At 67.0% G+C, this 22,721-nt stretch carries 24 protein-coding genes; 13 read left to right on the top strand and 11 right to left on the bottom strand.

Annotation, left to right across the window (positions count from 1 at the left end; genetic code table 11):
* Nucleotides 1-107: 107 nt before the first annotated feature.
* From I6H87_RS01895 to I6H87_RS01880, 4 genes are all read left to right on the top strand, one after another.
* Nucleotides 108-710, top strand: a complete 603-nt coding sequence (locus tag I6H87_RS01895) for a DUF4126 domain-containing protein (RefSeq protein ID WP_010809159.1) — start codon at nt 108-110, stop codon at nt 708-710.
* A 75-nt stretch (nt 711-785) separates the two neighbouring features.
* Complete coding sequence (locus tag I6H87_RS01890; RefSeq protein ID WP_011614844.1) at nt 786-3,392, top strand: ABC transporter permease; 2,607 nt, start codon at nt 786-788, stop codon at nt 3,390-3,392.
* A 24-nt stretch (nt 3,393-3,416) separates the two neighbouring features.
* A complete protein-coding gene (locus tag I6H87_RS01885; RefSeq protein ID WP_010809157.1) occupies nt 3,417-3,833 on the top strand; it encodes a group II truncated hemoglobin in 417 nt (138 codons plus the stop codon).
* A gap of 44 nt (nt 3,834-3,877) precedes the next feature.
* The gene (locus I6H87_RS01880; protein WP_010809156.1) at nt 3,878-4,474 is read left to right on the top strand and encodes a DUF924 family protein; all 597 of its coding nucleotides are present in this window, start codon (nt 3,878-3,880) and stop codon (nt 4,472-4,474) included.
* Between the two features lie 24 nt (nt 4,475-4,498).
* On the opposite strand, the gene I6H87_RS01875 is transcribed toward I6H87_RS01880, so the two are convergent.
* From I6H87_RS01875 to I6H87_RS01830, 10 genes are all read right to left on the bottom strand, one after another.
* Entirely contained in the window at nt 4,499-5,092 is a 594-nt protein-coding gene (locus I6H87_RS01875) for an LOG family protein (RefSeq protein WP_011614845.1), read from the bottom strand.
* Nucleotides 5,089-5,790, bottom strand: coding sequence for a TetR/AcrR family transcriptional regulator (locus I6H87_RS01870; protein WP_010809154.1), 702 nt, complete (start codon nt 5,788-5,790; stop codon nt 5,089-5,091). The genes I6H87_RS01875 and I6H87_RS01870 overlap by 4 nt, the downstream gene beginning before the upstream one ends.
* Before the next feature lie 101 nt (nt 5,791-5,891).
* Nucleotides 5,892-6,377: a diacylglycerol kinase gene (locus I6H87_RS01865; protein WP_010809153.1), complete on the bottom strand. Its 486-nt coding sequence runs from the start codon at nt 6,375-6,377 to the stop codon at nt 5,892-5,894.
* Nucleotides 6,304-7,425 carry a glycosyltransferase family 4 protein gene (locus tag I6H87_RS01860; RefSeq protein WP_011614847.1) on the bottom strand — a complete coding sequence of 374 codons (1,122 nt, stop codon included), beginning with the start codon at nt 7,423-7,425 and terminating at the stop codon, nt 6,304-6,306. Before I6H87_RS01860 ends, I6H87_RS01865 begins: the two co-directional genes overlap by 74 nt.
* 61 nt (nt 7,426-7,486) lie before the next feature.
* Nucleotides 7,487-8,461 (bottom strand): UDP-2,3-diacylglucosamine diphosphatase, encoded by a 975-nt coding sequence (locus tag I6H87_RS01855; RefSeq protein ID WP_011614848.1) that lies wholly within the window; start codon nt 8,459-8,461, stop codon nt 7,487-7,489.
* Between the two features lie 119 nt (nt 8,462-8,580).
* Entirely contained in the window at nt 8,581-9,561 is a 981-nt protein-coding gene (locus I6H87_RS01850; protein ID WP_010809150.1) for an esterase/lipase family protein, read from the bottom strand.
* Nucleotides 9,558-10,094: an RDD family protein gene (locus I6H87_RS01845; RefSeq protein WP_011614849.1), complete on the bottom strand. Its 537-nt coding sequence runs from the start codon at nt 10,092-10,094 to the stop codon at nt 9,558-9,560. Before I6H87_RS01845 ends, I6H87_RS01850 begins: the two co-directional genes overlap by 4 nt.
* A gap of 120 nt (nt 10,095-10,214) precedes the next feature.
* On the bottom strand, nt 10,215-10,994 hold the full coding sequence (locus tag I6H87_RS01840; protein ID WP_011614850.1) for a DUF3106 domain-containing protein: 780 nt from the start codon (nt 10,992-10,994) through the stop codon (nt 10,215-10,217).
* Between the two features lies 1 nt (nt 10,995).
* Nucleotides 10,996-11,427 (bottom strand): DUF3619 family protein, encoded by a 432-nt coding sequence (locus I6H87_RS01835; protein WP_011614851.1) that lies wholly within the window; start codon nt 11,425-11,427, stop codon nt 10,996-10,998.
* Nucleotides 11,424-11,990 carry an RNA polymerase sigma factor gene (locus I6H87_RS01830; RefSeq protein WP_010809146.1) on the bottom strand — a complete coding sequence of 189 codons (567 nt, stop codon included), beginning with the start codon at nt 11,988-11,990 and terminating at the stop codon, nt 11,424-11,426. Before I6H87_RS01830 ends, I6H87_RS01835 begins: the two co-directional genes overlap by 4 nt.
* A gap of 379 nt (nt 11,991-12,369) precedes the next feature.
* Here I6H87_RS01830 and I6H87_RS01825 point away from each other — a divergent pair, with 379 nt between their 5' ends.
* From I6H87_RS01825 to I6H87_RS01795, 7 genes are all read left to right on the top strand, one after another.
* Entirely contained in the window at nt 12,370-14,133 is a 1,764-nt protein-coding gene (locus tag I6H87_RS01825) for an acetolactate synthase 3 catalytic subunit (RefSeq protein WP_041687231.1), read from the top strand.
* Nucleotides 14,133-14,624 (top strand): acetolactate synthase small subunit, encoded by a 492-nt coding sequence (ilvN, locus tag I6H87_RS01820; RefSeq protein WP_010809144.1) that lies wholly within the window; start codon nt 14,133-14,135, stop codon nt 14,622-14,624. Before I6H87_RS01825 ends, ilvN begins: the two co-directional genes overlap by 1 nt.
* Nucleotides 14,625-14,747: 123 nt before the next feature.
* Complete coding sequence (gene ilvC / locus I6H87_RS01815) at nt 14,748-15,764, top strand: ketol-acid reductoisomerase (RefSeq protein ID WP_010809143.1); 1,017 nt, start codon at nt 14,748-14,750, stop codon at nt 15,762-15,764.
* Nucleotides 15,765-16,010: 246 nt separating this feature from the next.
* Nucleotides 16,011-16,661 carry a phosphatidylserine decarboxylase gene (locus I6H87_RS01810; protein WP_010809142.1) on the top strand — a complete coding sequence of 217 codons (651 nt, stop codon included), beginning with the start codon at nt 16,011-16,013 and terminating at the stop codon, nt 16,659-16,661.
* Between the two features lie 25 nt (nt 16,662-16,686).
* Nucleotides 16,687-17,586, top strand: a complete 900-nt coding sequence (pssA, locus tag I6H87_RS01805) for a CDP-diacylglycerol--serine O-phosphatidyltransferase (protein WP_010809141.1) — start codon at nt 16,687-16,689, stop codon at nt 17,584-17,586.
* A gap of 124 nt (nt 17,587-17,710) precedes the next feature.
* Complete coding sequence (gene lysM / locus I6H87_RS01800) at nt 17,711-18,214, top strand: peptidoglycan-binding protein LysM (protein ID WP_010809140.1); 504 nt, start codon at nt 17,711-17,713, stop codon at nt 18,212-18,214.
* Nucleotides 18,215-18,549: 335 nt separating this feature from the next.
* Nucleotides 18,550-20,091, top strand: a complete 1,542-nt coding sequence (locus I6H87_RS01795; protein WP_010809139.1) for a 2-isopropylmalate synthase — start codon at nt 18,550-18,552, stop codon at nt 20,089-20,091.
* A 98-nt stretch (nt 20,092-20,189) separates the two neighbouring features.
* Here I6H87_RS01795 and I6H87_RS01790 read toward each other — a convergent pair whose 3' ends face one another.
* Complete coding sequence (locus I6H87_RS01790; RefSeq protein ID WP_010809138.1) at nt 20,190-20,717, bottom strand: hypothetical protein; 528 nt, start codon at nt 20,715-20,717, stop codon at nt 20,190-20,192.
* A gap of 203 nt (nt 20,718-20,920) precedes the next feature.
* On the opposite strand from I6H87_RS01790, the gene I6H87_RS01785 reads away from it, so the two are divergent.
* Together I6H87_RS01785 and rpsO are read left to right on the top strand one after the other, a co-directional pair.
* Nucleotides 20,921-22,177: a branched-chain amino acid ABC transporter substrate-binding protein gene (locus I6H87_RS01785; RefSeq protein ID WP_010809137.1), complete on the top strand. Its 1,257-nt coding sequence runs from the start codon at nt 20,921-20,923 to the stop codon at nt 22,175-22,177.
* A 173-nt stretch (nt 22,178-22,350) separates the two neighbouring features.
* The gene (gene rpsO, locus I6H87_RS01780; protein ID WP_010809136.1) at nt 22,351-22,620 is read left to right on the top strand and encodes a 30S ribosomal protein S15; all 270 of its coding nucleotides are present in this window, start codon (nt 22,351-22,353) and stop codon (nt 22,618-22,620) included.
* Nucleotides 22,621-22,721: the final 101 nt, after the last annotated feature.

Raw genomic sequence — 22,721 nt, 5'->3', positions numbered from 1 at the left:
CATGACGCCGACGGGCGCGCGGCTGCGCGGCCCGGTCCGTATTACACTCCCTGCCAGGCGCACCGCGGTTTTGCATCGGCTTGCGCCAGACCCTTGCAAGGAGCGCCATGCTGGAAACCGCCGCGCTGGCCGCGGGCATGTCCTGGGCCAGCGGCTTTCGCCTCTACCTTGCGGTGCTGGCCGCCGGCGTGCTGGCGCGCCTGGGCTGGCTGGACCTGCCGCCCGGGCTGCAGCCGCTGGAATCCTGGTGGGTCATCGGCGTGGCCGCCGTGCTGGCCGTGGCCGAATTCGTCGCCGACAAGGTGCCCGCGTTCGATACCGTCTGGGATGGCATCCATACCTTTATCCGCATTCCCGCCGGCGCGATCCTGGCCGCCGCCGCCTTCGGCCAGCTGGATCCGCAGTGGATGGTGGCGGCAGGGCTGATCGGCGGCACGCTGGCCGGCACCGCGCATGCGGTCAAGGCGGGCACGCGCGCGCTGATCAATGTGTCGCCGGAACCGTTCTCCAATTGGACGGCCTCATTCACTGAAGACCTGACCGCGACCGGCAGCCTGCTGCTGGCGTTCTTCCTGCCGGTGGTGTTCCTGATCTTGCTGGTGGTCTTCCTGCTGGTGTCGGTGTGGCTGCTGCCGAAATTGTGGCGCGGCGTGCGCCGGCTGCATGCGAGCCTGCGCGGCAGGACCGAGCGGCCTGGCACACCGCGCTAGCTTCCCGGCCATTCCCGTTTTTTTTCGACTGACCCGAGGCGCGCCGCCGCCAGAAACCAAGAACCAAAGCAACCGATGCCTCCCGAGTCCGCCATCGAAGCCCCGGCCACGGCCGCCAACCCCGCCGGCACGCGCCCCGCGCATGGCGGTCGCTTCTCCGCCTGGCGCCAGGCGCTGCGCATGGCGCGGCGCGACTGGATTGCCGGCGAGCTCTACCTGCTGCTGTTTGCGCTGGTGCTGGCCGTGGCCGCGCTGACCAGCGTGGGCTTCATGGCCGACCGCATGCGGCTGGGCCTGGAGCGCGACGCGCGCCAGATGATCGCGTCCGACGTACTGCTGGTGGCTGACCAGCCTTTCGATGCCGCCTTCGCGCAGCGTGCGCAAGCGGCGGGGCTGGCCGTGGCCCAGACCGTCACCTTCCCGAGCATGGCGACTGCCAACGGCAAGGCGCCGGCCGGCGGCGACGCGCCCAGCCAGCTGGCCGCGCTCAAGGCGGTGACCGACGGCTATCCGCTGCGGGGCAAGCTCAAGGTGGCCAGTGCGGCGGGGGCGCCGGATGCGCCCGCCGAAGGCATTCCCGCGCCGGGCACGGTATGGGTCGACGAGGCGCTGCTGGGCGCCCTGGGGGTTGCCGTGGGCGACACCCTGCAACTGGGCAGCCGCAGCTTCCGCATCGACCGCATCATCACGCAGGAGCTTGATCGCGGCACCGGCTTCATGAACTTCGCGCCGCGCGTGCTGATGCCGCTGTCGGACCTGGACAGCACCGGGCTGATCGGCTGGGGCAGCCGCGTGACCTACCGGCTGCTGGTGGCCGGCCCCGACGCCGCCGGCGCTGCCTTCCAGAAATGGGCGCAGGACGAGATCGGACGCCGCAAGCTGCGCAATACCCGGGTCGAGTCGCTGGAGTCGGGCCAGCCGCAGATGCGTGCCACGCTGGACCGCGCCGAGCGCTTCCTGTCGCTGGTGGCGGTGCTGTCGTCGATGATCGCGGCGGTGGCCATCGCCATGTCGGCGCGCCGCTATATGCAGCGCCACACCGATGCCTGCGCGGTCTACAAGTGCCTGGGGCTGTCGCGCGGGCAGATCCTGCGCGCCTTCGGCCTGGAGTTCCTGCTGGTGGGGGCCGCGGGCGCGCTCGCCGGGGTGCTGCTCGGGTACCTGGCGCACTATGGCCTGCTGCTGTCGCTGGGCGGGCTGCTGCGGGTGTCGCTGCCGCAGCCGTCGCTGCTGCCGGCACTGGTGGGCGTGCTGGCGGGGCTGGTGCTGCTGGCCGGGTTCGCGCTGCCGCCGCTGCTGGCGCTGGCACGGGTGGCGCCGCTGCGGGTGCTGCGCCGCGATATCGGGTTGCCGCCGGTGTCGGCCTGGGTGGCCTATGCACTGGGCCTGGGCGCCTTTGTCGCGCTGCTGCTGGTGGCGGCGCGCGACCTGCGGCTGGGGCTGACCACCGCGGGCGGCTTTGTCGCCGCGGGCGTGGTCTTCGCGGTGCTGGCGCTGGGGCTGCTGACGCTGCTGTCGCGCCTGCTGCGCGGGCGCCTGCGCGGGCGCGCGGCGATGGGCTGGCGCTTTGCGCTGGCAGTGCTGGAACGCCGCCGCGCGGTCACGGTGCTGCAGACCGTGGCGCTGGCGGTGGGGCTGATGGCGCTGCTGCTGCTCGGCATGACCCGCAACGACCTGGTCGATTCGTGGCGCCAGGCCACGCCGGCCGACGCGCCCAACCGCTTCATCATCAATATCCAGCCGGACCAGCGCGAACCGTTGCGCCAGATGCTGGCCGGCGCCGGCATCAACGACCTGCTCTACCCGATGGTGCGCGGGCGCCTGACCCATATCGGCGAGCGCGCCATCCGCGGCGACAGCTTCGAGGACGGGCGCGCGCGCAACCTGGTCGAGCGCGAATTCAACCTGTCCTATACCGATGCGCTGCCCGAGGGCAACCGCGTGATTGCCGGGCGCTGGTCCAACGGCCCGGACGCCGGCGCCTCGGTGGAAGAGGGCATCGCCAAGACGCTGGGCATCCGGCTTGGCGACACGCTGCGTTTTGACGTGGCCGGCCAGGCGGTGCAGGCCCGCGTGACCTCGCTGCGCAAGCTGGACTGGGGCTCGATGCGGGTCAATTTCTTCGTGATCCTGCCGCCGCAGGCGATGCAGGGGCTGCCCGAGACCTACATCACGTCGTTCCACCTGCCGCCCGCCAGCACGGCGCTGGGCAACCGGCTGATCGCGGCCTTCCCCAACATCACCGTGGTCAATACCGACCTGATCCTGCGCCAGATCCAGGACATCCTGGACCAGGTGATCGCGGCGGTGGAGTTCCTCTTCGTGTTCACGCTGGCCGCCGGCGTGACCGTGCTGTACGCGGCGCTGTCCGGCGCGCGTGACGAGCGCATGCGCGACGCGGGCCTGCTCAAGGCGCTGGGCGCCTCGGCCGCGCTGGTGCGCCAGACCCAGTACGCCGAGTTCCTGGTGGTGGGCGGCCTGGCCGGATTCCTGGCCAGCCTGGGCGCGATCGCGGTGGGCTGGGGCCTGTCGCAGTTCGTCTTCGATTTCCCGTACCGCTTCAATGCCTGGATCGTGCCGGTGGGCGTGGTTTCTGGCATGCTGTGCGCTTTTGCCGGCGGCTGGCTGGGCCTGCGCGAAGTGCTGCGCCAGCCCGCGCTGGCGACCTTGCGTGATGCCTGAGTGGCTGCGCTGTTTGAGTGTGTGATGAGTACTGAATCCAACGACAAGCCCGGCACGGCCGAGGTGACTGCATTTGAGCTGGTGGGCGGCGAAGCGCGCGTGCGCGAGCTGGTCGACCGCTTCTACGACCTGATGGACCTGGAGACCCAGTTCGCCGGGCTGCGCGCGCTGCACCCGCCCTCGCTGGAGGGCTCGCGCGACAAGCTGTTCTGGTTCCTGTGCGGCTGGCTGGGCGGTCCCAACCACTTTATCGAGCGCTTCGGCCACCCGCGCCTGCGCGCGCGCCATATGCCGTTCGAGATCGGCGTGAGCGAGCGCGACCAGTGGATGCGCTGCATGGCGCTGGCAATGCAGGACATCGGCCTGTCCGAAGACCTGCAGCTGCGCCTGATGCAGGCGTTCTTCCAGACCGCCGACTGGATGCGCAACGTGGCGCGCTGAGGCGCCGCCGCTCCCTTCTTTCAACCGAAAGGTTTCGCAAGTTCATGACAGACCAACTGCCTGAAGACGCCGTGCGTTTGCTCGATTTCTGGTTCGGCCAGCCCGGTTCTGCCGCCTGGAATACCGAGCGCCCGCAATGGTTCACCAAGTCGGACGCCTTCGATGCGCAGATCCGCACCAACTTCCTGTCCGACTGGCAGGTCGCCTGCGACGGGGCCCCGGACGACTGGTCGGTCACGCCCGAAGGCGCCTGCGCGCGCGTGGTGCTGCTGGACCAGTTCCCGCGCAACATGTTCCGCAACGATCCGCGCAGCTTCGGCAGCGATACGCTGGCGCTGGCACTGGCCAGGCGCATCGTCGCCACCGGCATGGACCGCAAGCTGCCGACGGACTACCACCGCATGTTCTGCTACATGCCGTTCGAGCATTCCGAGGCGCTGGAGGACCAGGACGAGGCAGTGCGTCTGATGACGCAGCTGCGCGAGGCCAGCGGCGGCGTGGTGGATGTGGTGGAGTGGGCCGAAAAGCACCGCGCGATCATCGCGCGCTTCGGCCGCTTCCCGCACCGCAATGCGGTGCTGGGCAGGCAGAGCACAGAGCAGGAACTGGCGTTCCTGCGGCAGCCGGGCTCGTCGTTCTGAACCGGGCCGGCAGCAGGGGCGCGCTCAGGTCTTGTCGCGCGCCTGTTGCCACTTGTCGACGCGCACGCGCGGAGCGGCCGCCAGCTGGCCCAGCTGGCCCAGCAGGCCGGCGGGCGTGTCTGCCACATGCAGCAGGTCGGCATGCACCTGCTTCATGAAGCCTTCCCGCACTGCGTGCGCAAGGAAACCCAGCAGGCCGTCGTAGAACCCGTTGACATTCAGCAGGCCCACCGGCTTGTCGTGGTAGCCCAGCTGCAGCCAGGTGAAGGTCTCGAACAGCTCTTCGAAGGTGCCCACGCCGCCCGGCATGGCGATAAAGGCGTCGGCACGGTCCGCCATCATCTGCTTGCGCTCGTGCATGTTGCGCACCACGTGCAGCTCGGTCAGGCCGCGGTGGCCCACTTCCTTCTGCATCAGCGCGTCGGGGATGATGCCGATGGCGCTGCCGCCATGTTCCATCACGGCGTCGGCGACGATGCCCATCAGGCCCACCTTGCCGCCGCCGTACACCAGCGCCAGGCCGCTTTCGGCCAGCGTGCGGCCTAGCAGGCGCGCGCCTTCGGCGTATTCGGGACGGTTGCCGGGGCTGGAGCCGCAATACACGCAGACCGATTTCACTTTGCTTCCTTTGCCGCGTCGGCTGCGGCCTTGGCTGCCGCGTAGTCGCGCGCCAGCTGGTCGAATGCGTCCCGGGCCCGGCCGCGCAGGTAGGGCGCCAGGATCGAGAAGATGTGGTAGCTCGATCCGTGCAGGTAGCCGCGAATCTGCTCGGGGTCGTTGTACTGGCGCGGATGCTGCACGAACTGGAACGACAGCCAGTAGGTGGCGATCACCACCATGTTGGTGCAGATGGCCTCGACCTGCTCGGGCGTGGCTTCCATCTCGCCGTCGTCGATGAACTGGCGGCAGATCTCGTGCGCAAAGCGCTTCTTCTGCTCGACGATGCGCTTGAAGTTGGTCTCCAGCATCCGGTTGCGCGCCAGCAGGTCGTTGATGTCGCGGTACAGGAAGCGGTAGTTCCACAGGAACTCGGACATGTACTGCAGGTAGCCCCAGCTTTCGTCCAGCGTGGCCTTGTGGTCGTCCGGCATCTTCAGGCGCCGCTCCATCTCCTGCTCGAAGCGCACGAAGATGGAGTTGATGATGTCGTCCTTGTTGCGGAAGTGGTAGTAGAGATTGCCGGGGCTGATCTCCATGGCTTCCGCAATCGTCGTGGTGGTGACGTTGGGTTCGCCGACTTCGTTGAACAGGCGCAGCGAGACGTCGAGGATGCGGTCCCTGGTGCGGCGGGGGCCGGTTTGCGGTTTCGGTTCCATGGGCGTCCGGGCGATCGGTGCGATCAGTAAGTCGGGGGCAGGGTAGCGATTATAAGCAATCGGCCCGGCCACCCCATCCGGCATCCCCGGCGAGTGACGGATCAGCCCGCCAGCGTCCGCACCCAGCGCACCACGTGCGGCCCGGCGATGGCGACCCAGGTGCCGCCGCACAGCACCAGCGCCAGCATTACCGCGGCGCTGCCGAAATCCTTGGCACGCTTGGACAGGCTGTGCCGCTCCAGCGAAATGCGGTCGATTGCCGCCTCGACGCTGGAATTGAGCAACTCGACGATCAGCACCACCAGCAGCGTGCCCAGCAGCAGGATGCGCTCGACCACGTCCACCGGCAGCAGGAATGCCCACGGCGCCAGGATTGCCACCAGCGTCAGCTCCTGGCGGAACGCGCTTTCCTCGAGCACCGCATAGCGCAGCCCCGACAGCGAATTGATGGCCGCATGCCAGGCGCGCGTCAGGCCGCGGTTGGCCTTGTGGGGGTTCTGCTCGATCGAATAGTCAGCGCTCTGGACTGCCTGCGGCGGCCTCTGCAGAGGCGGGTCGGACGGCAGTTCCGGATGGGGTTTGGGCATGGTTTTGCGGGGCGGGTTGGGCCGCTGCGCTGTCGCGGCCTGGCTTGCCGGCAGCGAACGGCCGAAGATGGGCCAGGAACTGCTCGGAGGCGGCGCGCCACGAGAACCGCTCGGCGTGGGCACGTGCCGTGGCGCGGTCGATGCGCAGCGCTTCCAGGCAGGCTTCGCGCAGGTCTTCGTGCATCGCGCCGGCGGGGCTGTCGCCCAGCACATCGATCGGGCCGGTGACCGGATAGGCGGCCACGGGCAGCCCGCTGGCCAGCGCTTCCAGCAGCACCAGCCCGAAGGTGTCGGTACGGCTCGGGAACACGAACACATCAGCCGAAGCATACACCCGGGCCAGCTCGGGCTGGCTCAGCACGCCCAGGTAGTTGGCGCCCGGATAGCGCGCGCGCAGCGCCGGCAGCGCCGGGCCGTCGCCGACCACCCACTTGGAGCCGGGCAGGTCCAGCGCCAGGAAGGCCTCGACGTTCTTTTCCACCGCCACGCGGCCCACGTACAGGAAGATCGGGTGGGCGGTGTTGAGCACGTTGGGGCGCTGCAGCGTGAACACGTCCAGGTCCACGCCGCGCGTCCACAGCACGGCGTTGGTGATGCCATTGCGCCGCAGGTCGTCCAGCACCACCGGGGTGGGCGCCATCACCGCCTGGGCCTGGCCGTGGAACCAGCGCAGGAAGCGGTACGTCCATGCCAGCGGGATACCGAAGCGCGCCTGCACGTATTCCGGAAAGCGCGTGTGGTAGGCGGTGGTGAAGGGCAGCCGGCGGCGGAGCGCGTGGCGCCGCGCGGCCAGGCCCAGCGGCCCTTCGGTGGCGATATGCAAGGCATCCGGAGCGAAGGCCTCGATGCGGCGCTGCACGCGCGCCGCCGGGAACAGCGACAGGCGGATCTCGGGGTAGGTCGGGCACGGCACGGTGCGGAATTCCAGCGGCGTGATCATGTCGACCGTGTGGCCCATGGCCTCGAGTTCGCGGCGCGTGGACTTGAGCGTGCGCACCACGCCGTTGACCTGCGGTTCCCAGGCATCGGTGACGATCAGGATCTTCATGCAGCCTCCTCGGGCGCGGTGGAAGGGCAATGCGGTTGGGGCAAACGGTGGCAGGCCGGGATCAGCCCGCCACGGCGGCGCGGCGACGGCGGCGCGTGGCCGGGGCCGGCGCGTCCAGCAGCGTGGTCCAGTAGACGATCTTCAGCTCGCCTTCCATGGTCTCGACCAGTGCCGACAGGCTTTCGACCCAGTCGCCGTCGTTGCAGTAGAGCTGGCCATTGACCTCGCGGATCTCGGCCTTGTGGATATGGCCGCAGACCACGCCATCGCAGCCGCGGCGGCGCGCTTCATCGACCATCGCGCTCTCGAACGCGCCGATGTAGTTGACCGCGTTCTTGACCTGGTGCTTGAGGAACTGCGACAGCGACCAGTACGGGAAGCCCAGGCGCGCGCGCAGCCGGTTGAAGTGGCGGTTCAGCGCCAGGATCACCGTGTACAGCGAATCGCCGAGGTAGGCCAGCCAGCGCGCGTGCTGCACCACGCCGTCGAACAGGTCGCCGTGCACCACCCACAGCCGGCGCCCGGAGGCGGTGACATGCACCGCCTCTTCGCGCACGGTGATGTCGCCGAAGGCCATGCCGTCGAACTGGCGCGCGGCCTCGTCGTGGTTGCCGGGAACGTAGATCACTTCAGTGCCCTTGCGCGCCTTGCGCAGCAGCTTCTGCACCACGTCGTTGTGGCTTTGCGGCCAGTACCAGCCGCGGCGCAGCTGCCAGCCGTCGATGATGTCGCCGACCAGGTAGAGCTGGTCGGATTCGTTGTGCTTGAGGAAGTCCAGCAGGTAGTTGGCCTGGCAGCCGGGCGTGCCCAGGTGGATGTCCGACAGCCAGATGGCGCGGTAGCGCTGGATCGGGTGCGGCTCGGGCGGGTAGGTCTGCTGCTGTTCGCGCTGGGGTGCCAGCGCGGCATCCAGGGCCGGCGCCATGAAGGCGGTCAGCGGCGCGGCGCTGTCGCTGTCAGGGCTGCGGCGCAGCCATTGCGTCAGTTGCGCGGTCTTCGACAAATACCCGCGGGCAGATCGGATTGCTTGCACCATGGCAGTCCCGGTTGCGGCGATGGCTGCATTCAGCCAGCCCGCGATGACGGTGCCGTGACGGAAACATGACTGACATATGAATCGTGGCGGAAGTGGAACAGTCCTGGCTGGCGCAGGTGTCAGTGCCCGCGCGCGGACAGCTCCGCGAGGGCGTCGAGTACCGCACGCACCGCGGCGGGATGGCGCAGCAGCGTGACATGACCGATGCCGGCCAGCGCAATATGCCCGGCGCCGTCGAGCCAGCCGGTGCAAGGCGGCCCGGCGATCGAGTCATGCCAGCTGAAGATCGAGATCATGCGCGCACGGCGGCGCGGGGTTTCCGCGGCGGCGAGCGCGCGCAGCCAGGGGCTGCCGCAACGCATCTGGCGCGCATTGGGGCCGCCGCCAAAGCGCGCCAGCGCGCTGCCGTGATGGGGGCTGCCCAGCGTCACCACGCCGGCGCAGACGTCTTCGTCGCCCGCCAGCTGCAGTGCGGCGCGCGCGGCCAGCCCGCCCATGCTGTGGCAGACCAGCAGCGGCGGGCGTCCGGCCTCGGCTGTGATGCGCCGCATGGCGGCCAGCAGCGTGCGCGCGTAGTCGTCGATGTCGCCGAACACCGGCTTGAGCTCGATCCCCTCGCAGCGGTAGCCAGCGGCGGCCAGTGCCGGCTGCATGTCGAGCCAGATGGCCTGCCCGCAGGCGTAGCCGTGCACCAGCAGCACCGGCGGGGCGTCGCGGCCGGGCAGGGCATCGAGCGGTGCGGCAAAGGGCGCGTGCGCGCGGAATGGCTGCAGCCAGTCGAACATGCGCAGCACGGCCACGCACTCGGCCGCAAAGCAGCGCAACGCCTCAGGCAGGCGCAGCGGACGGCGCGTGGCGGCGAGTTCAAGCGGTGGTGCGGGCGGGTGATTGCCGCGCCCGACCCACAGGCCGCGCCCGCTCAGGGCGAAAGCGAAGGCAATGCCGCTGGCGAAGCTGCCGAGGATGGCCGCCACACCGGCGGCGACCGCGCCGGGCCATGGCCATCCGGCCAGTTGCACCAGCCCGGCGGCGATGCCCAGCGCGGCGGCTGCCTGCAAGGTCACCGCAAGGCGGCGGATGCCGGCAGCCGACAGGCTCATGGCTTGGGCGGGCGCAGGTCGGTCAGCCGCGTGCCGGCCAGGCGGTCATGCAGGAACTGGCGGCGCGGATCCAGCCACGCCAGCAGGACCCAGACCAGCAGGCCGGCGCACAGCACCGCTACAAACGGCCCCTTGACCAGCCCCAGCATATGGCCGACTGCCGCCGATGGCGGCAGCCACAGCCATGCCAGCACGTAGCGCAGCGCCGCCTGCGGCCAGCGCGGCGGCACGCCGGCGGCGTTCTCGACGCGCATGCGCCAGGTCTGCATGGCCAGGGTCTGGCCGTTGCGTTGCCAGAACCAGGTGAAATACAGGCCCATCACCAGGAAGCTCCACACCTGGATCACGAGCGGCCCGTCCACACCAAGCTTCTGCAGCAGCGGTTGCACCAGCAGGTAGGCAGCGGTCGAGGCGCTCAGCACGCCGAACAGCAGCACGCCCTCATAGAGCATGCAGGCGATGCGTCGGCGCAAGGGCGGGGCGGCGGGGCGGGCGGCTGCGGCGGGCTTGGGATCGAGGGTGGCAGCGGGCATGGAAGGCGAAGAAGGCTGGGCTGGCGCACGGGGGCATGGCGGTGCCGGCGCGGGTCAGTCGGGGCCGGCCTTGCTGCGCTGGCCGGCGTGAGACAGCCATTATGCCAAATGACGTGGGGATTACTGGCGCACGGTGGCGTCGGAAGCCGCGGCCGCTTCGGTGGCGACCTCGGCTGCGGATGCCGGTGCGGCGAGCGCTGCCGGTGCCGAGGCGGCCGGCGCCGAGGCGGCGGTCACGGCCGCGGGCGCGGAGGCCGGTTGCGCCTGGGCTTCGCTGGCGGGCTTGCCGGCAGTGTGGCCACTGCGACCCGCTGCGGCGCTGGCCGATTTCGGCTCGCGGTGGAACTCGCGGCTGGTTTCGCTGGGCAGGCGCTTGCCACTGGGCAGCGCGCTGACAGCGCCGGGGCGGCGCGGCACGTGGTCGGTGGCGGCCAGCTTCTTTTTCTGCTCTTCAGGCAGCTGCTGGTACTTGTCCCAGGCCTCGGCCTTTTTCTCGGCCGGCAGCGAGCGGGTGATCTGGTAGTTCTCGCGCGCCAGCCGACGTTGCTGCGGGGTCATCTTGACCCATTCCGCCATGCGCGCCTGCAGCCGGGCCTGCTCGGCCGGGGAGAACTTGGGGTAGCGCTCGGCGATGCGCAGCCACTTGTGGCGGTTCAGTTCCGGCAGGCTGTCCCACAGCGGCTGCAGCGGGGCCAGGATGCGCTGGTTGACCGGGCTCAGATCGGCCCAGGCCGGCCGGGCATTGGTTGCCTGCGCGGCCGCAGGCGCTGTCACCGCCGAAGCCCCCTGGGCATGCGCCGCGGGCGGCAGCAGGCCCCAGCAGGCGGCTGCGCCGGCACCGGCCAGCAGCGCGGCCAGCCGGCGGCGCAAGGCGTCGGGGTGGAATATTGCGCGCGCCATGCTATTGCCCGCGCTTCAGGAATACGTGGAAGCCCTCGTCGGCGTAGGCCGTGGGCGGCAGGTCGTCGAGCAGCATGGCGGCGTCGATATCGGCCAGTTCCTCGATGCGCTTCTGCTCCTGCCAGTGATAGATGCCGATCAGGCCGGCGGCCAGCGCCACCAGCGTCCAGATCAGGCCAAGGCGGCGCAGCCAGGCGCCGGCGCGGTACAGCGGGGAGCTGTCTTCATCAAACAGCGGGACGTGCGCGCCGGGCATGGCCAGTTGCGGGACCAGCACGGGCGCCTCGGCCTTCTTGCGGGCGACCGCCATCCGGCGCGCAGCGGCGAGCCTTTCGGTGATGTCGGCCGGCAGGTCGTCGGTGCCGGCATCGAGTGCCGCCCGAATCTCTTGGGCAAACCGGCGTTCGCGGATTTCTTTTTCGTTTCTGCTCATAGTCGGACCCCCCGTGCGCGCAGGGCCTGCGCAAGTGTATGCGTGGCACGGGAACAGTGCGTCTTGACGCTGCCTTCGGAGCACCCCATTACGGCGGCGGTTTCGGCGACGTCCATATCTTCCCAGTAACGCATCAGGAATGCCTCGCGTTGACGCGTCGGCAGGCGCTGGATTTCCTGCTCGATGATGTGCATGACCTGGGCGCGCTCGACCTTGTCGGCGCTGCTTTCGGCCGATTCGGAGCCGGCCTGTGCCTCCAGCGTCTCAAGCAGGTCATTGTCGTCGCCGTCGCGGTCGTCGCGCAGGCTGGAAAACAGCGAGACCCAGGTGTTGCGCACCTTCTGGCGGCGGAACCAGTCGTGGATGGTGTTCTGCAGGATGCGCTGGAACAGCGGCGCCAGCTCGGCGGCGCCTTTGTCGCCGTACTTCTCGGCCAGCTTGATCATGGCGTCCTGGACAATGTCCAGCGCGGCGTCGTCGTCGCGGACCGCAAATACGGCCTGCTTGAAGGCGCGGCGCTCGACGCTGGCAAGAAAATCGGACAGTTCCTGGTCGGTGGCCATTCGGGCGGTTGCGGCTCGTTGCTGCGGGACAAATGCCCGGTTCTGGTGAATGTGCTGCGTACGGCCCGTGGCACATTCGAGGTGCTGCGATGCTAGCAAAAAAACGACCCCCTGTACCACTTTGTATTGCTGCAAATACATTGCGGCGCGCAAAAAATCCGCCGCAACTCCGGAAAATCCCTCATGCGCAGGGCAAAAACAACCGTAGACCGCGCTGGTGCATTGCAGTATCATCATCGGTTCACACGACATCAGTGGTTGTCTCATCCGGCCGCTTATGAGGCGGTCTTCCATGCAGACGCGCACCGCTTGAACCCGAGCCACAAGCCCGGCAGAGAGCATCCAAACAATTTTTTGCCGAAAATTGCAAAGGACTGAAATGAACATGCCCAGCGCGGAATTCTCCCACGCAGACAGCAATTCATCTGCCGCACCCGAAATGATCGGGGCGGAAATTCTCGTTCACGCACTTGCCGAAGAAGGCGTCGAGTACGTCTGGGGCTACCCCGGCGGCGCAGTGCTGTATATCTACGACGAGCTCCACAAGCAAACCAAGTTCGAGCACATCCTGGTGCGCCACGAGCAGGCCGCGGTTCATGCCGCAGACGGCTATGCACGGGCAACCGGCAAGGTGGGCGTGGCGCTGGTGACCTCCGGTCCCGGCGTGACCAATGCCGTCACCGGTATTGCCACCGCGTACCTCGACTCGATCCCGATGGTGGTGATCACCGGCAACGTGCCGACCCACGCCATTGGCCAGGACGCCTTCCAGGAGTGCGACACGGTCGGCATTACCCGCCCGATCGTCAAGCACAACTTCCTGGTGAAGGACGTGCGCGACCTCGCCGCGACCATCAAGAAGGCGTTCTTCATTGCCGCGACCGGCCGTCCGGGCCCCGTGGTGGTGGACATCCCCAAGGATGTCTCGCGCAATGCCTGCAAGTACGAGTACCCCAAGTCGATCGACATGCGCTCGTACAACCCGGTAAACAAGGGCCACTCGGGCCAGATCCGCAAGGCCGTGGCCCTGCTGCAAGGCGCCGAGCGTCCGTATATCTACACCGGCGGCGGCGTGGTGCTGGCCAATGCCAGCGACGAGCTGCGCCAGCTGGCGGCGCTGACCGGCCACCCGGTGACCAACACGCTGATGGGCCTGGGCGCGTTCCCCGGCACCAGCAAGCAGTTCGTCGGCATGCTCGGCATGCACGGCACGTATGAAGCCAACATGGCCATGCAGAACTGCGACGTGCTGATCGCCATCGGTGCCCGCTTCGACGACCGCGTGATCGGCAACCCGGCGCACTTCACCTCGCAGGCGCGCAAGATCATCCATATCGACATCGATCCGTCGTCGATCTCCAAGCGCGTCAAGGTCGACATCCCCATCGTCGGCAACGTCAAGGACGTGCTGCAGGAACTGATCGCCCAGATCAAGGCCAGCGATATCAAGCCCAAGCGCGAAGCGCTCGCCAAATGGTGGGAGCAGATCGAGCAATGGCGTTCGGTGGACTGCCTGAAGTACGACCGCAGCTCCGAGATCATCAAGCCGCAGTACGTGGTGGAAAAGATCTGGGAACTGACCAAGGGCGACGCCTTTATCTGCTCCGACGTCGGCCAGCACCAGATGTGGGCCGCGCAGTTCTACAAGTTCGACGAGCCGCGCCGCTGGATCAATTCCGGCGGCCTGGGCACGATGGGCGTGGGCCTGCCGTACGCGATGGGCATCAAGAAGGCATTCCCGGAAAAGGAAGTCGTCACCATCACCGGTGAAGGCTCGATCCAGATGTGCATCCAGGAACTGTCGACCTGCCTGCAGTACGACACCCCGGTGAAGATCTGCTCGCTCAATAATGGCTACCTGGGCATGGTGCGCCAGTGGCAGGAGATCGAGTACGACAACCGTTACTCGCACTCCTACATGGACGCGCTGCCCGATTTCGTCAAGCTGGCCGAGGCCTACGGGCACGTCGGCATGCGCGTCGAGAAGACGTCGGACGTCGAGCCGGCGCTGCGCGAGGCGTTCCGCCTGAAGGACCGTACCGTGTTCCTGGACTTCCAGACCGATCCCACCGAAAACGTCTGGCCGATGGTCCAGGCGGGCAAGGGCATTTCCGAAATGCTGCTCGGCGCGGAGGACCTGTAATGCGTCACATCATTTCGGTCCTGCTGGAAAACGAACCGGGCGCGCTGTCGCGCGTGGTGGGCCTGTTCTCGGCCCGCGGCTATAACATCGAGACGCTGACCGTGGCACCCACCGAGGATGCCTCGCTGTCGCGCATGACCATTGTCACCTCCGGCTCGGATGACGTGATCGAGCAGATCACCAAGCACCTGAACCGCCTGGTGGAAGTGGTCAAGGTGGTCGACCTGACCGAAGGCGCGCACATCGAACGCGAGCTGATGCTCGTCAAGGTGCGCGCGGTGGGCAAGGAGCGCGAGGAAATGAAGCGCACCGCCGACATCTTCCGCGGCCGCATCATCGATGTCACCGAGAAGACCTACACCATCGAGCTGACCGGCAACGGCGTCAAGCTCGATGCGTTCCTGGACGCCATCGACCGCACCGCCATCCTCGAGACCGTCCGTACCGGTGGCTCGGGCATCGGCCGCGGCGAGCGCATCCTGAAGGTCTGACCGGGCCCCGGCTCACCCATACGGCTTCACGCAGCATCCCCGGGGCGGCGCGATCCGGACGCACACGATGCGTCCGAGGATGCCGCCCCCCTCATACAAAAGACAGAGATTGAAGGAATCATCATGAAAGTGTTTTACGACAAGGACGCCGACCTCTCCCTGATCAAGGGCAAGAACGTCACCATCATCGGCTATGGCTCGCAGGGCCATGCCCACGCGCTGAACCTGAAGGATTCGGGCGTCAATGTGACGGTCGGCCTGCGCAAGAGCGGCGCGTCGTGGAACAAGGCTGCCAACGCCGGCCTGCAAGTGAAGGAAGTGGCCGAGGCCGTCAAGGGTGCCGACGTGGTCATGATCCTGCTGCCGGACGAGCAGATCGCCGACGTGTACAAGAACGAAGTGCACGACAACATCAAGGAAGGCGCGGCGCTGGCCTTCGCCCACGGCTTCAACGTGCACTACGGTGCCGTGATCCCGCGCGCCGACCTGGACGTGATCATGATCGCGCCGAAGGCCCCGGGCCACACCGTGCGCGCCACGTACACGCAAGGTGGCGGCGTGCCGCACCTGATCGCCGTGCACCAGAACAAGTCCGGCGCCGCCCGTGACATCGCGCTGTCGTACGCCACCGCCAACGGCGGCGGCCGTGCCGGCATCATCGAGACCAACTTCCGCGAAGAAACCGAAACCGACCTGTTCGGCGAGCAGGCCGTGCTGTGCGGCGGTACCGTCGAGCTGATCAAGGCTGGCTTCGAAACCCTGGTGGAAGCCGGCTACGCGCCGGAAATGGCCTACTTCGAGTGCCTGCACGAACTGAAGCTGATCGTCGACCTGATCTACGAAGGCGGCATCGCCAACATGAACTATTCGATCTCCAACAACGCGGAATATGGTGAGTACGTCACCGGCCCGCGCGTGGTGACCGAAGAGACCAAGAAGGCGATGAAGCAGTGCCTGACCGACATCCAGACCGGCGAGTACGCCAAGAGCTTCCTGCTGGAGAACAAGGCCGGCGCCCCGACGCTGATCTCGCGCCGCCGCCTGACGGCCGAGCACCAGATCGAGGAAGTGGGTGCCAAGCTGCGCGCGATGATGCCGTGGATCGCCAAGAACAAGATGGTCGACCAGTCGAAGAACTAAGCTGCATCGCTGTCTGATGGCCCGCGCCGCACGGCGGCGGGCCGAAGCCGTTCAGCGTTCCGTGCCACGCCCTTCTATTATCAGAGGGGAGTCGCGGGACCTGAACGGCTTTTTGTTATGCTTGTCAGACTTTGGGCAAGGCGTGCATTATCCTGCTCCGCGACCACGGGGGCGCCGCCCGATGGCGGCTATTGCCGCCGCCGCGCCGCCTTGCCATGGTCTTGTATCCACCGACACCTGTACTGCATGAACTATCCTCATCCGCTGATCGCCCGTGAAGGCTGGCCGTTCCTGGCCGGCGCCTTTGTCATCTCGCTGCTGGTGCACGCCAGCGCGGGCTTCTGGTGGGCGTTGCCGTTGTGGATCATCACGGTATTCGTGCTCCAGTTCTTCCGCGATCCGCCGCGCCCGATCCCGTCGCAGCCCAACGCGGTGCTGGCCCCCGCGGACGGCCGCATCGTCGTGGTCGAAAAGACCCAGGACCCGTACGCCGGCCGCGAGGCGCTGAAGATCAGCGTCTTCATGAACGTCTTCAACGTGCACTCGAACCGGGTCTCGGTCGATGGCGCGGTCGAGAAGGTCGAATATTTCCCCGGCAAGTTCGTCAACGCCGACATGGACAAGGCCTCGGTCGAGAACGAGCGCAATGCCGTGCTGATCCGGCGCGCTGCGGACGGCCAGCTGGTGACGCTGGTGCAGGTGGCCGGCCTGGTGGCTCGCCGCATCCTGTGCTACACCAAGGTGGGCGACAACCTCTCGCGCGGCCAGCGCTACGGCTTTATCCGCTTCGGCTCGCGCGTGGACGTCTACCTGCCGCTCGATGCGCGTCCGCGCGTGACCATCGGCGAGAAGGTATCGGCCTCGTCGACCATCCTCGCCGAACTCGACGTGAAGTGAGAGACAGCCTGACCGGAGGACTGTGATGGTTGCCTTCCATCGACGTAACAAGCGCAGCAGCAGCGGCAACGTGACCCACCTGCGGCCGTTCCGCCATAACCAGCTGCGCGGCGCCGACGACAACTTCGATGACGAAGCCGCCGACGACCACGACATCGTCTATCAGCGTCCGCGCCGGCGCGGCATCTACCTGCTGCCCAACGCGTTCACCACTGCGGCGCTGTTCGCGGGTTTTTTCGCCATCGTCCAGGCCATGAACATGCGCTTCGATGCGGCGGCCATCGCCATCTTCGCGGCGATGGTGCTGGACGGCATGGACGGGCGCGTGGCGCGCATCACCAATACGCAGAGTGCGTTTGGCGAGCAGTATGACTCGCTGTCGGACATGACCTCTTTCGGGGTTGCGCCGGCGCTGGTGATGTATGAGTGGATCCTGCATGACCTGGGCAAGTGGGGGTGGATCGCAGCCTTTGTCTACTGCACCTGCGCTGCGCTGCGCCTGGCGCGCTTCAACGCCAACATCGGCGTGGTAGACAAGCGCTTCTTCCAGGGCCTGCCCAGCCCGGCCGCCGCCGCGCTGGTCGCGGGCTTCGTCTGGCTGGTGATCGACAACAAGCTGCCGGTCAAGGAGCTGTGGATGCCGTGGGTGGCGTTCGGCATCACGCTGTACGCCGGCCTGTCGATGGTGTCCAACGCGCCGTTCTACAGCGGCAAGGCGCTTGACGTTCGCTACCGCGTGCCGTTCGGCATGATGGTGCTGGTCCTGGTGCTGTTCGTGGTGGTGTCCACCGATCCGCCGGTGGCGCTGTTCGGCCTGTTCGTGGCCTATGCGATCTCGGGCTATGTGCTATGGGCCTGGCGGGCGATGCACGGCAAGCCGGCCATCGAGAAGAAGCAGCGCGAGAACGGCGGCAAGGCTTCTTAGACGTTTCAGGCAGAAGGGCGCTCAGGCGCCCTTCATGCATTTCCGGATTCACAATTGTTTTCATGCCGCGGCCATCAAGGCGTGGCACTCTGCAGTGTTTTCCACTCACCGTCAGGAGGATGTCATGGGCATGTTCGACTTCATCAAGGAAGCGGGAGAAAAGCTGTTCGGCACGGGCGAGGCCAAGGCCGCGCAAGAGGCCGCCGCGGCGGATGCGTCGGCGGAGAAGGTCGATGCCGCCAATCGCGCCGCGGGCGATGCGATCGAGGGCTACATCAGGAAGATGGGCCTGGATGCCACCGGGCTGATGGTGCAGGTGGACGGCTCGCAGGGGCTGGTCACCGTGTTCGGCGTGGCACCGGACCAGGCCACGCGCGAGAAGATCATCCTGTGCGCCGGCAATGTCGAGGGCGTGGACAAGGTCGAGGACAAGATGTCCGTCAACGTCGAATCCGCGGAATCGAGCTGGCATACCGTGGTCAAGGGCGACACGCTGTGGGCGATCTCCCAGGCTGCTTACGGCAACGGTGCCGAGTACAACAAGATCTTCGAGGCCAACAAGCCGATGCTGAGCCACCCGGACAAGATCTACCCGGGCCAGAAGCTGCGCATTCCGCCCAAGGGCTGATCCGTGCCGCTGGCGGGTCCGGGCAATATGGGCTAAACCCTGTATTGCATGGGCGCGCCAACTCGGCTATAGTCGCTGGCATGATTTCGCGCCAAGTTCTAATCGCCCGCACCACCCTAGGTGGCCTACTAGGCCATCAGGTCGGGACGCGCGCGCGCTAAGGACGGACTTACCCCTTAGCGCGAAATCCGCAAGGAATTTTTCCAACGCCCCGGCCTGCTCCATGCACGCCGGGGCGTTTTGCATTCCACAGCCGTGGAGCGCGGAACAGGCGGTAGGCCCCGGACGCAGCATGCCGGGGACAGCACACGACAAGCAATCAGGAGCTCCACAAAATGTCTGACAAACTCATCATTTTCGACACCACCTTGCGTGACGGCGAGCAGTCGCCCGGCGCCTCGATGACCCGCGAGGAAAAGATCCGCATCGCACGCCAGCTGGAACGCCTGAAGGTCGATGTGATCGAGGCCGGTTTCGCGGCGAGCTCCAACGGCGACTTCGAGGCCATCCGCTCGATCGCGCAGGTGGTCAAGGACTCGACCATCTGCTCGCTGGCCCGTGCCAACGACAAGGACATTGCCCGCGCCGCCGAGGCGCTCAAGCCGGCCAACTCGTTCCGCATCCACACCTTCATCGCCACCTCCGCGCTGCACATGGAGAAGAAGCTGCGCATGACGCCGGACGAGGTGTACCAGCAGGCCCGCCTGGCGGTGCGCTTTGCGCGCCAGTTCACCGACGATATCGAGTTCTCGCCGGAAGACGGCAGCCGCTCGGACATGGACTTCCTGTGCCGCGTGCTGGAAGGCGTGATCGCCGAGGGTGCGACCACCATCAACCTGCCGGATACCGTGGGCTATGCCGTGCCGGAAGGCTACGCCGAGCTGATCCGCTCGGTGCGCGAGCGCATTCCCAACTCGGACAAGGCGATCTGGTCGGTGCACTGCCATAACGACCTGGGCATGGCCGTGGCCAACTCGCTGGCCGCCGTCAAGATGGCGGGCGCGCGCCAGATCGAATGCACCATCAACGGCCTGGGCGAGCGCGCCGGCAACACCAGCCTGGAAGAAGTGGTGATGGCGGTGAAGACCCGCCGCGACTATTTCGACCTCGATATCGGCGTGGATACCACGCAGATCGTGCCGGCCTCGAAGCTGGTGTCGCAGATCACCGGTTTCGTGGTGCAGCCGAACAAGGCCGTCGTGGGTGCCAATGCCTTCGCGCATGCCTCGGGCATCCACCAGGATGGCGTGCTCAAGGCGCGCGACACCTACGAGATCATGCGTGCGGAGGATGTGGGCTGGAGCGCCAACAAGATCGTGCTGGGCAAGCTGTCGGGCCGCAATGCCTTCAAGCAGCGCCTGCAGGAGCTTGGCATCGAGCTTGAAAGCGAAACCGAAGTCAACGCCGCCTTCACCCGCTTCAAGGAATTGGCCGACCAGAAGGCCGAGATCTTCGACGAGGACATCGTCGCCATCGTCTCGAATGAGGCCCAGCACGATGCCAACGAGCACTTCCGCTTTATCTCGCTGTCGCAGCGCTCCGAGACCGGTGAGCGCCCGCATGCGCGCGTGGTGTTCAGCATGGACGGCCAGGAGCAGAGCGGCGAGGGCGAGGGCAACGGTCCGGTCGACGCCACCCTGCATGCGATTGAATCACGCGTGTCCAGCGGCGCAGAGATGGTGCTCTATTCGGTGAATGCCATCACCGGCGGCACCGAGGCCCAGGGCGAAGTCACCGTGCGCCTGTCCAAGGCCGGCCGCATCGTCAACGGCGTGGGCACCGACCCGGATATCGTCGCCGCCTCGGCCAAGGCCTACCTGGCCGCGCTGAACAAGCTGCACGACAAGGCTGTGCAAAAGATCAATCCGCAGATCTGACCCAGGCCCCTGCGTAGACGGCGGAAGGCTTACCCGGCCTGAGCGTCCGGACCAGGCCCGCCATTCCCGACCCGGGGATGGCGGGCTTTTTTCATGGCTCAGCGGCGGCGCTCGTCGGGGTCGTACATCGGGTCGGGCGTGATCTGGGTCTGGCGCAGGATGCCGGCGTCGTCGAAATAGAAGTGGTACAGCGACGGCCACACGTCTTCATGGCGGAAGCGGTAGGACCAGACCTCGCGCCGCATCAGCGGGTAGTACTCGACCGGCAGGCGCGTCATGCCGAAATGCTCGGCCACATCCTGCTTGGTCCAGGTGCCGACCTGCGCCTTGTACAGTTCCAGCGTGGACAGCACATTGCTGAAGCGGGTCAGGTTGCCGTTGCGGTCGAAGTCGGCACCATAGGCGTACTGGCCCAGCGGCTGCTTGGTGTAGATCCAGCGCGAGGTACCGTCGCGCAGCTGGAACACATCGGTGGGCGGCCCGAACGCAGCCTGTACTGCGGCCTGCGGCTGGCCCACCAGCCTGGTGCCTTCCGGTACCGGCATCAGCGTGGTGCAGGCAGACAGCATGGCGGCGCCCAGCGCCAGCATGAGCCGGCGCGCGCCGTTGGCGATGACAGAATTCATGGCGAACCTCGGTCGATGCGTGGATGGTGAATACCGCAAGTGTAGTGCGGCCTCCGCGCTTGTGTGCGCCGGGCGCTGCTTTTCAGTGGATCTTCCCGCAACCTGGCGCTTTCCTCGCGGAAACGGCAGTCAATGATCGGGCCCGGTGGCATTTGCCCGCAACCGGTCGCTGCCTTACTATCCTGCGCTTTCCGGGAGAGAACATGAAGGTTGCGGCACGGTGGCGTGGATGGCTGGGCGGGTTGTTGCTGGCGGCAGCGGCGGGCGCGTCGGCTCAAGAGCCGATCCGGCTGGGCATGATCGACGGGTTGTCCGGCCCGTTTGCCAACGCGGGCGAAGCCGTGACGCGCAACCTGCGCCTGGCAATCGAGCGCATCAATGCGCGCGGCGGCGTGAAGACCGCCGAGGGTGCGCGGCCCATGGAGCTGGTCACCTTTGACAGCAAGGGCAATGTCGACGAGAGCCTGATCCAGTTGCGGGCCCTGACCGACAAGCGCATTCCCTTTGTCCTGCAGGGCAACAGCTCGGCCGTGGCCGGCGCGCTGGTGTCGGCCATCAACCGCCACAATGCGCGCCAGCCCGACGCGCGCGTGCTGTTCCTGAACTACTCGGCGGTCGATCCCAGCCTGACCAACGAGAACTGCAGCTTCTGGCATTTCCGCTTTGACGCCAGTGCCGACATGCGCATGCAGGCGCTGACCGAGGTGATCCGCCAGGACCAGTCGGTGCGCAAGGTGTACCTGATCGATCAGGACTACAGCTTCGGCCACCAGGTGTCGCGCTCGGCTCGCGAGATGCTGGCGGCGCGCCGGCCGGATATCCAGATCGTGGGCGACGAGTTCCACCCGATCGGCAAGATCAAGGACTTTGCGCCCTATATCGCCAAGATCAAGGCGAGCGGGGCGGACGCAGTCATCACCGGCAACTGGGGCAACGACCTGACGCTGATGGTCAAGGCCGCACGCGAAGGCGGACTGCAGGCCAAGTTCTACACCTTCTATGGCAATGGCCTGGGCGCGCCCGCGGCGATGGGCGATGCCGGCGTGGGCCGCGTGCTGGCGGTGGCCGAGTGGCACCCGAATGTGGGCGGGGCGGCGTCGGACGCGTTCTACCAGCAGTTCCGCGCGCGCTATCCGGAGCCGAAGGACGACTACGTGCACCTGCGCATGCAGATGATGGTGGAAATGCTGGCGCGCGCGATCGAGCAGGCCGGTTCCACCGATGCGGTCAAGGTGGCGGGCGCGCTCGAGAACATGCGCTACGTCAACCAGTTCCACGAGGCCACCGTGCGCGCCGACGACCACCAGGTGCTGCAGCCGCTGTACGTGTCGGTGATGGAGCGCCAGGGCGGGGCAGTGCGCTTCGACAATGAGGGCTCGGGTTATGGCTTCCGTACCGTGCGCAAGCTCAAGGCCGCGCAGACCACGCTGCCCACCACGTGCCGGATGGAGCGCCCCTGAGCGCCAGCGCGCCCGCACGGGCCGCCCGGTATTCCTGCCGTAGCTTTTCGGCTATAATCCGCGGCTGTCGTTGCCTGGCCGTTGGCCCGGTGGCGGCGGTAGCCAGTCAAGACATGGCACGACGCATGCGGCGCATCCCGCGCTGTAGCGTTCGCAAGTGAAAGGAAATCATCATGGCAGTTGCCGATATCAACAAGTCCGAAGTCATCAAGCAGTTCGCACGTGGCGCCAACGACACTGGCAGCCCCGAAGTGCAAGTGGCCCTGCTGACCACCCGCATCAACGAACTGACCCCGCACTTCAAGGCCAACATGAAGGATCACCACAGCCGCCGCGGTCTGCTGCGCATGGTGAGCCGCCGTCGCCGCCTGCTGGACTACCTCAAGTCCAACGACGCCGACCGTTACCGCGCCCTGATCGAAAAGCTGGGCCTGCGCAAGTAAGGTTGCGCCCGATGGCAGCGCGATTCCAGGGTTTGCACGGTTTCGCGTGAGGCCTCGATGCCTGCTTCAGCAATGCTGGGGCAGGCATTTTGCATTTCTGG

Origin of the sequence: Cupriavidus necator (assembly GCF_016127575.1) — a bacterium.
In the GTDB taxonomy this organism is placed as follows: domain Bacteria; phylum Pseudomonadota; class Gammaproteobacteria; order Burkholderiales; family Burkholderiaceae; genus Cupriavidus; species Cupriavidus necator_D.
The sequence above is the reverse complement of the archived record's forward strand: the minus strand, read 5'-3'. Positions and strand labels throughout refer to the sequence as shown.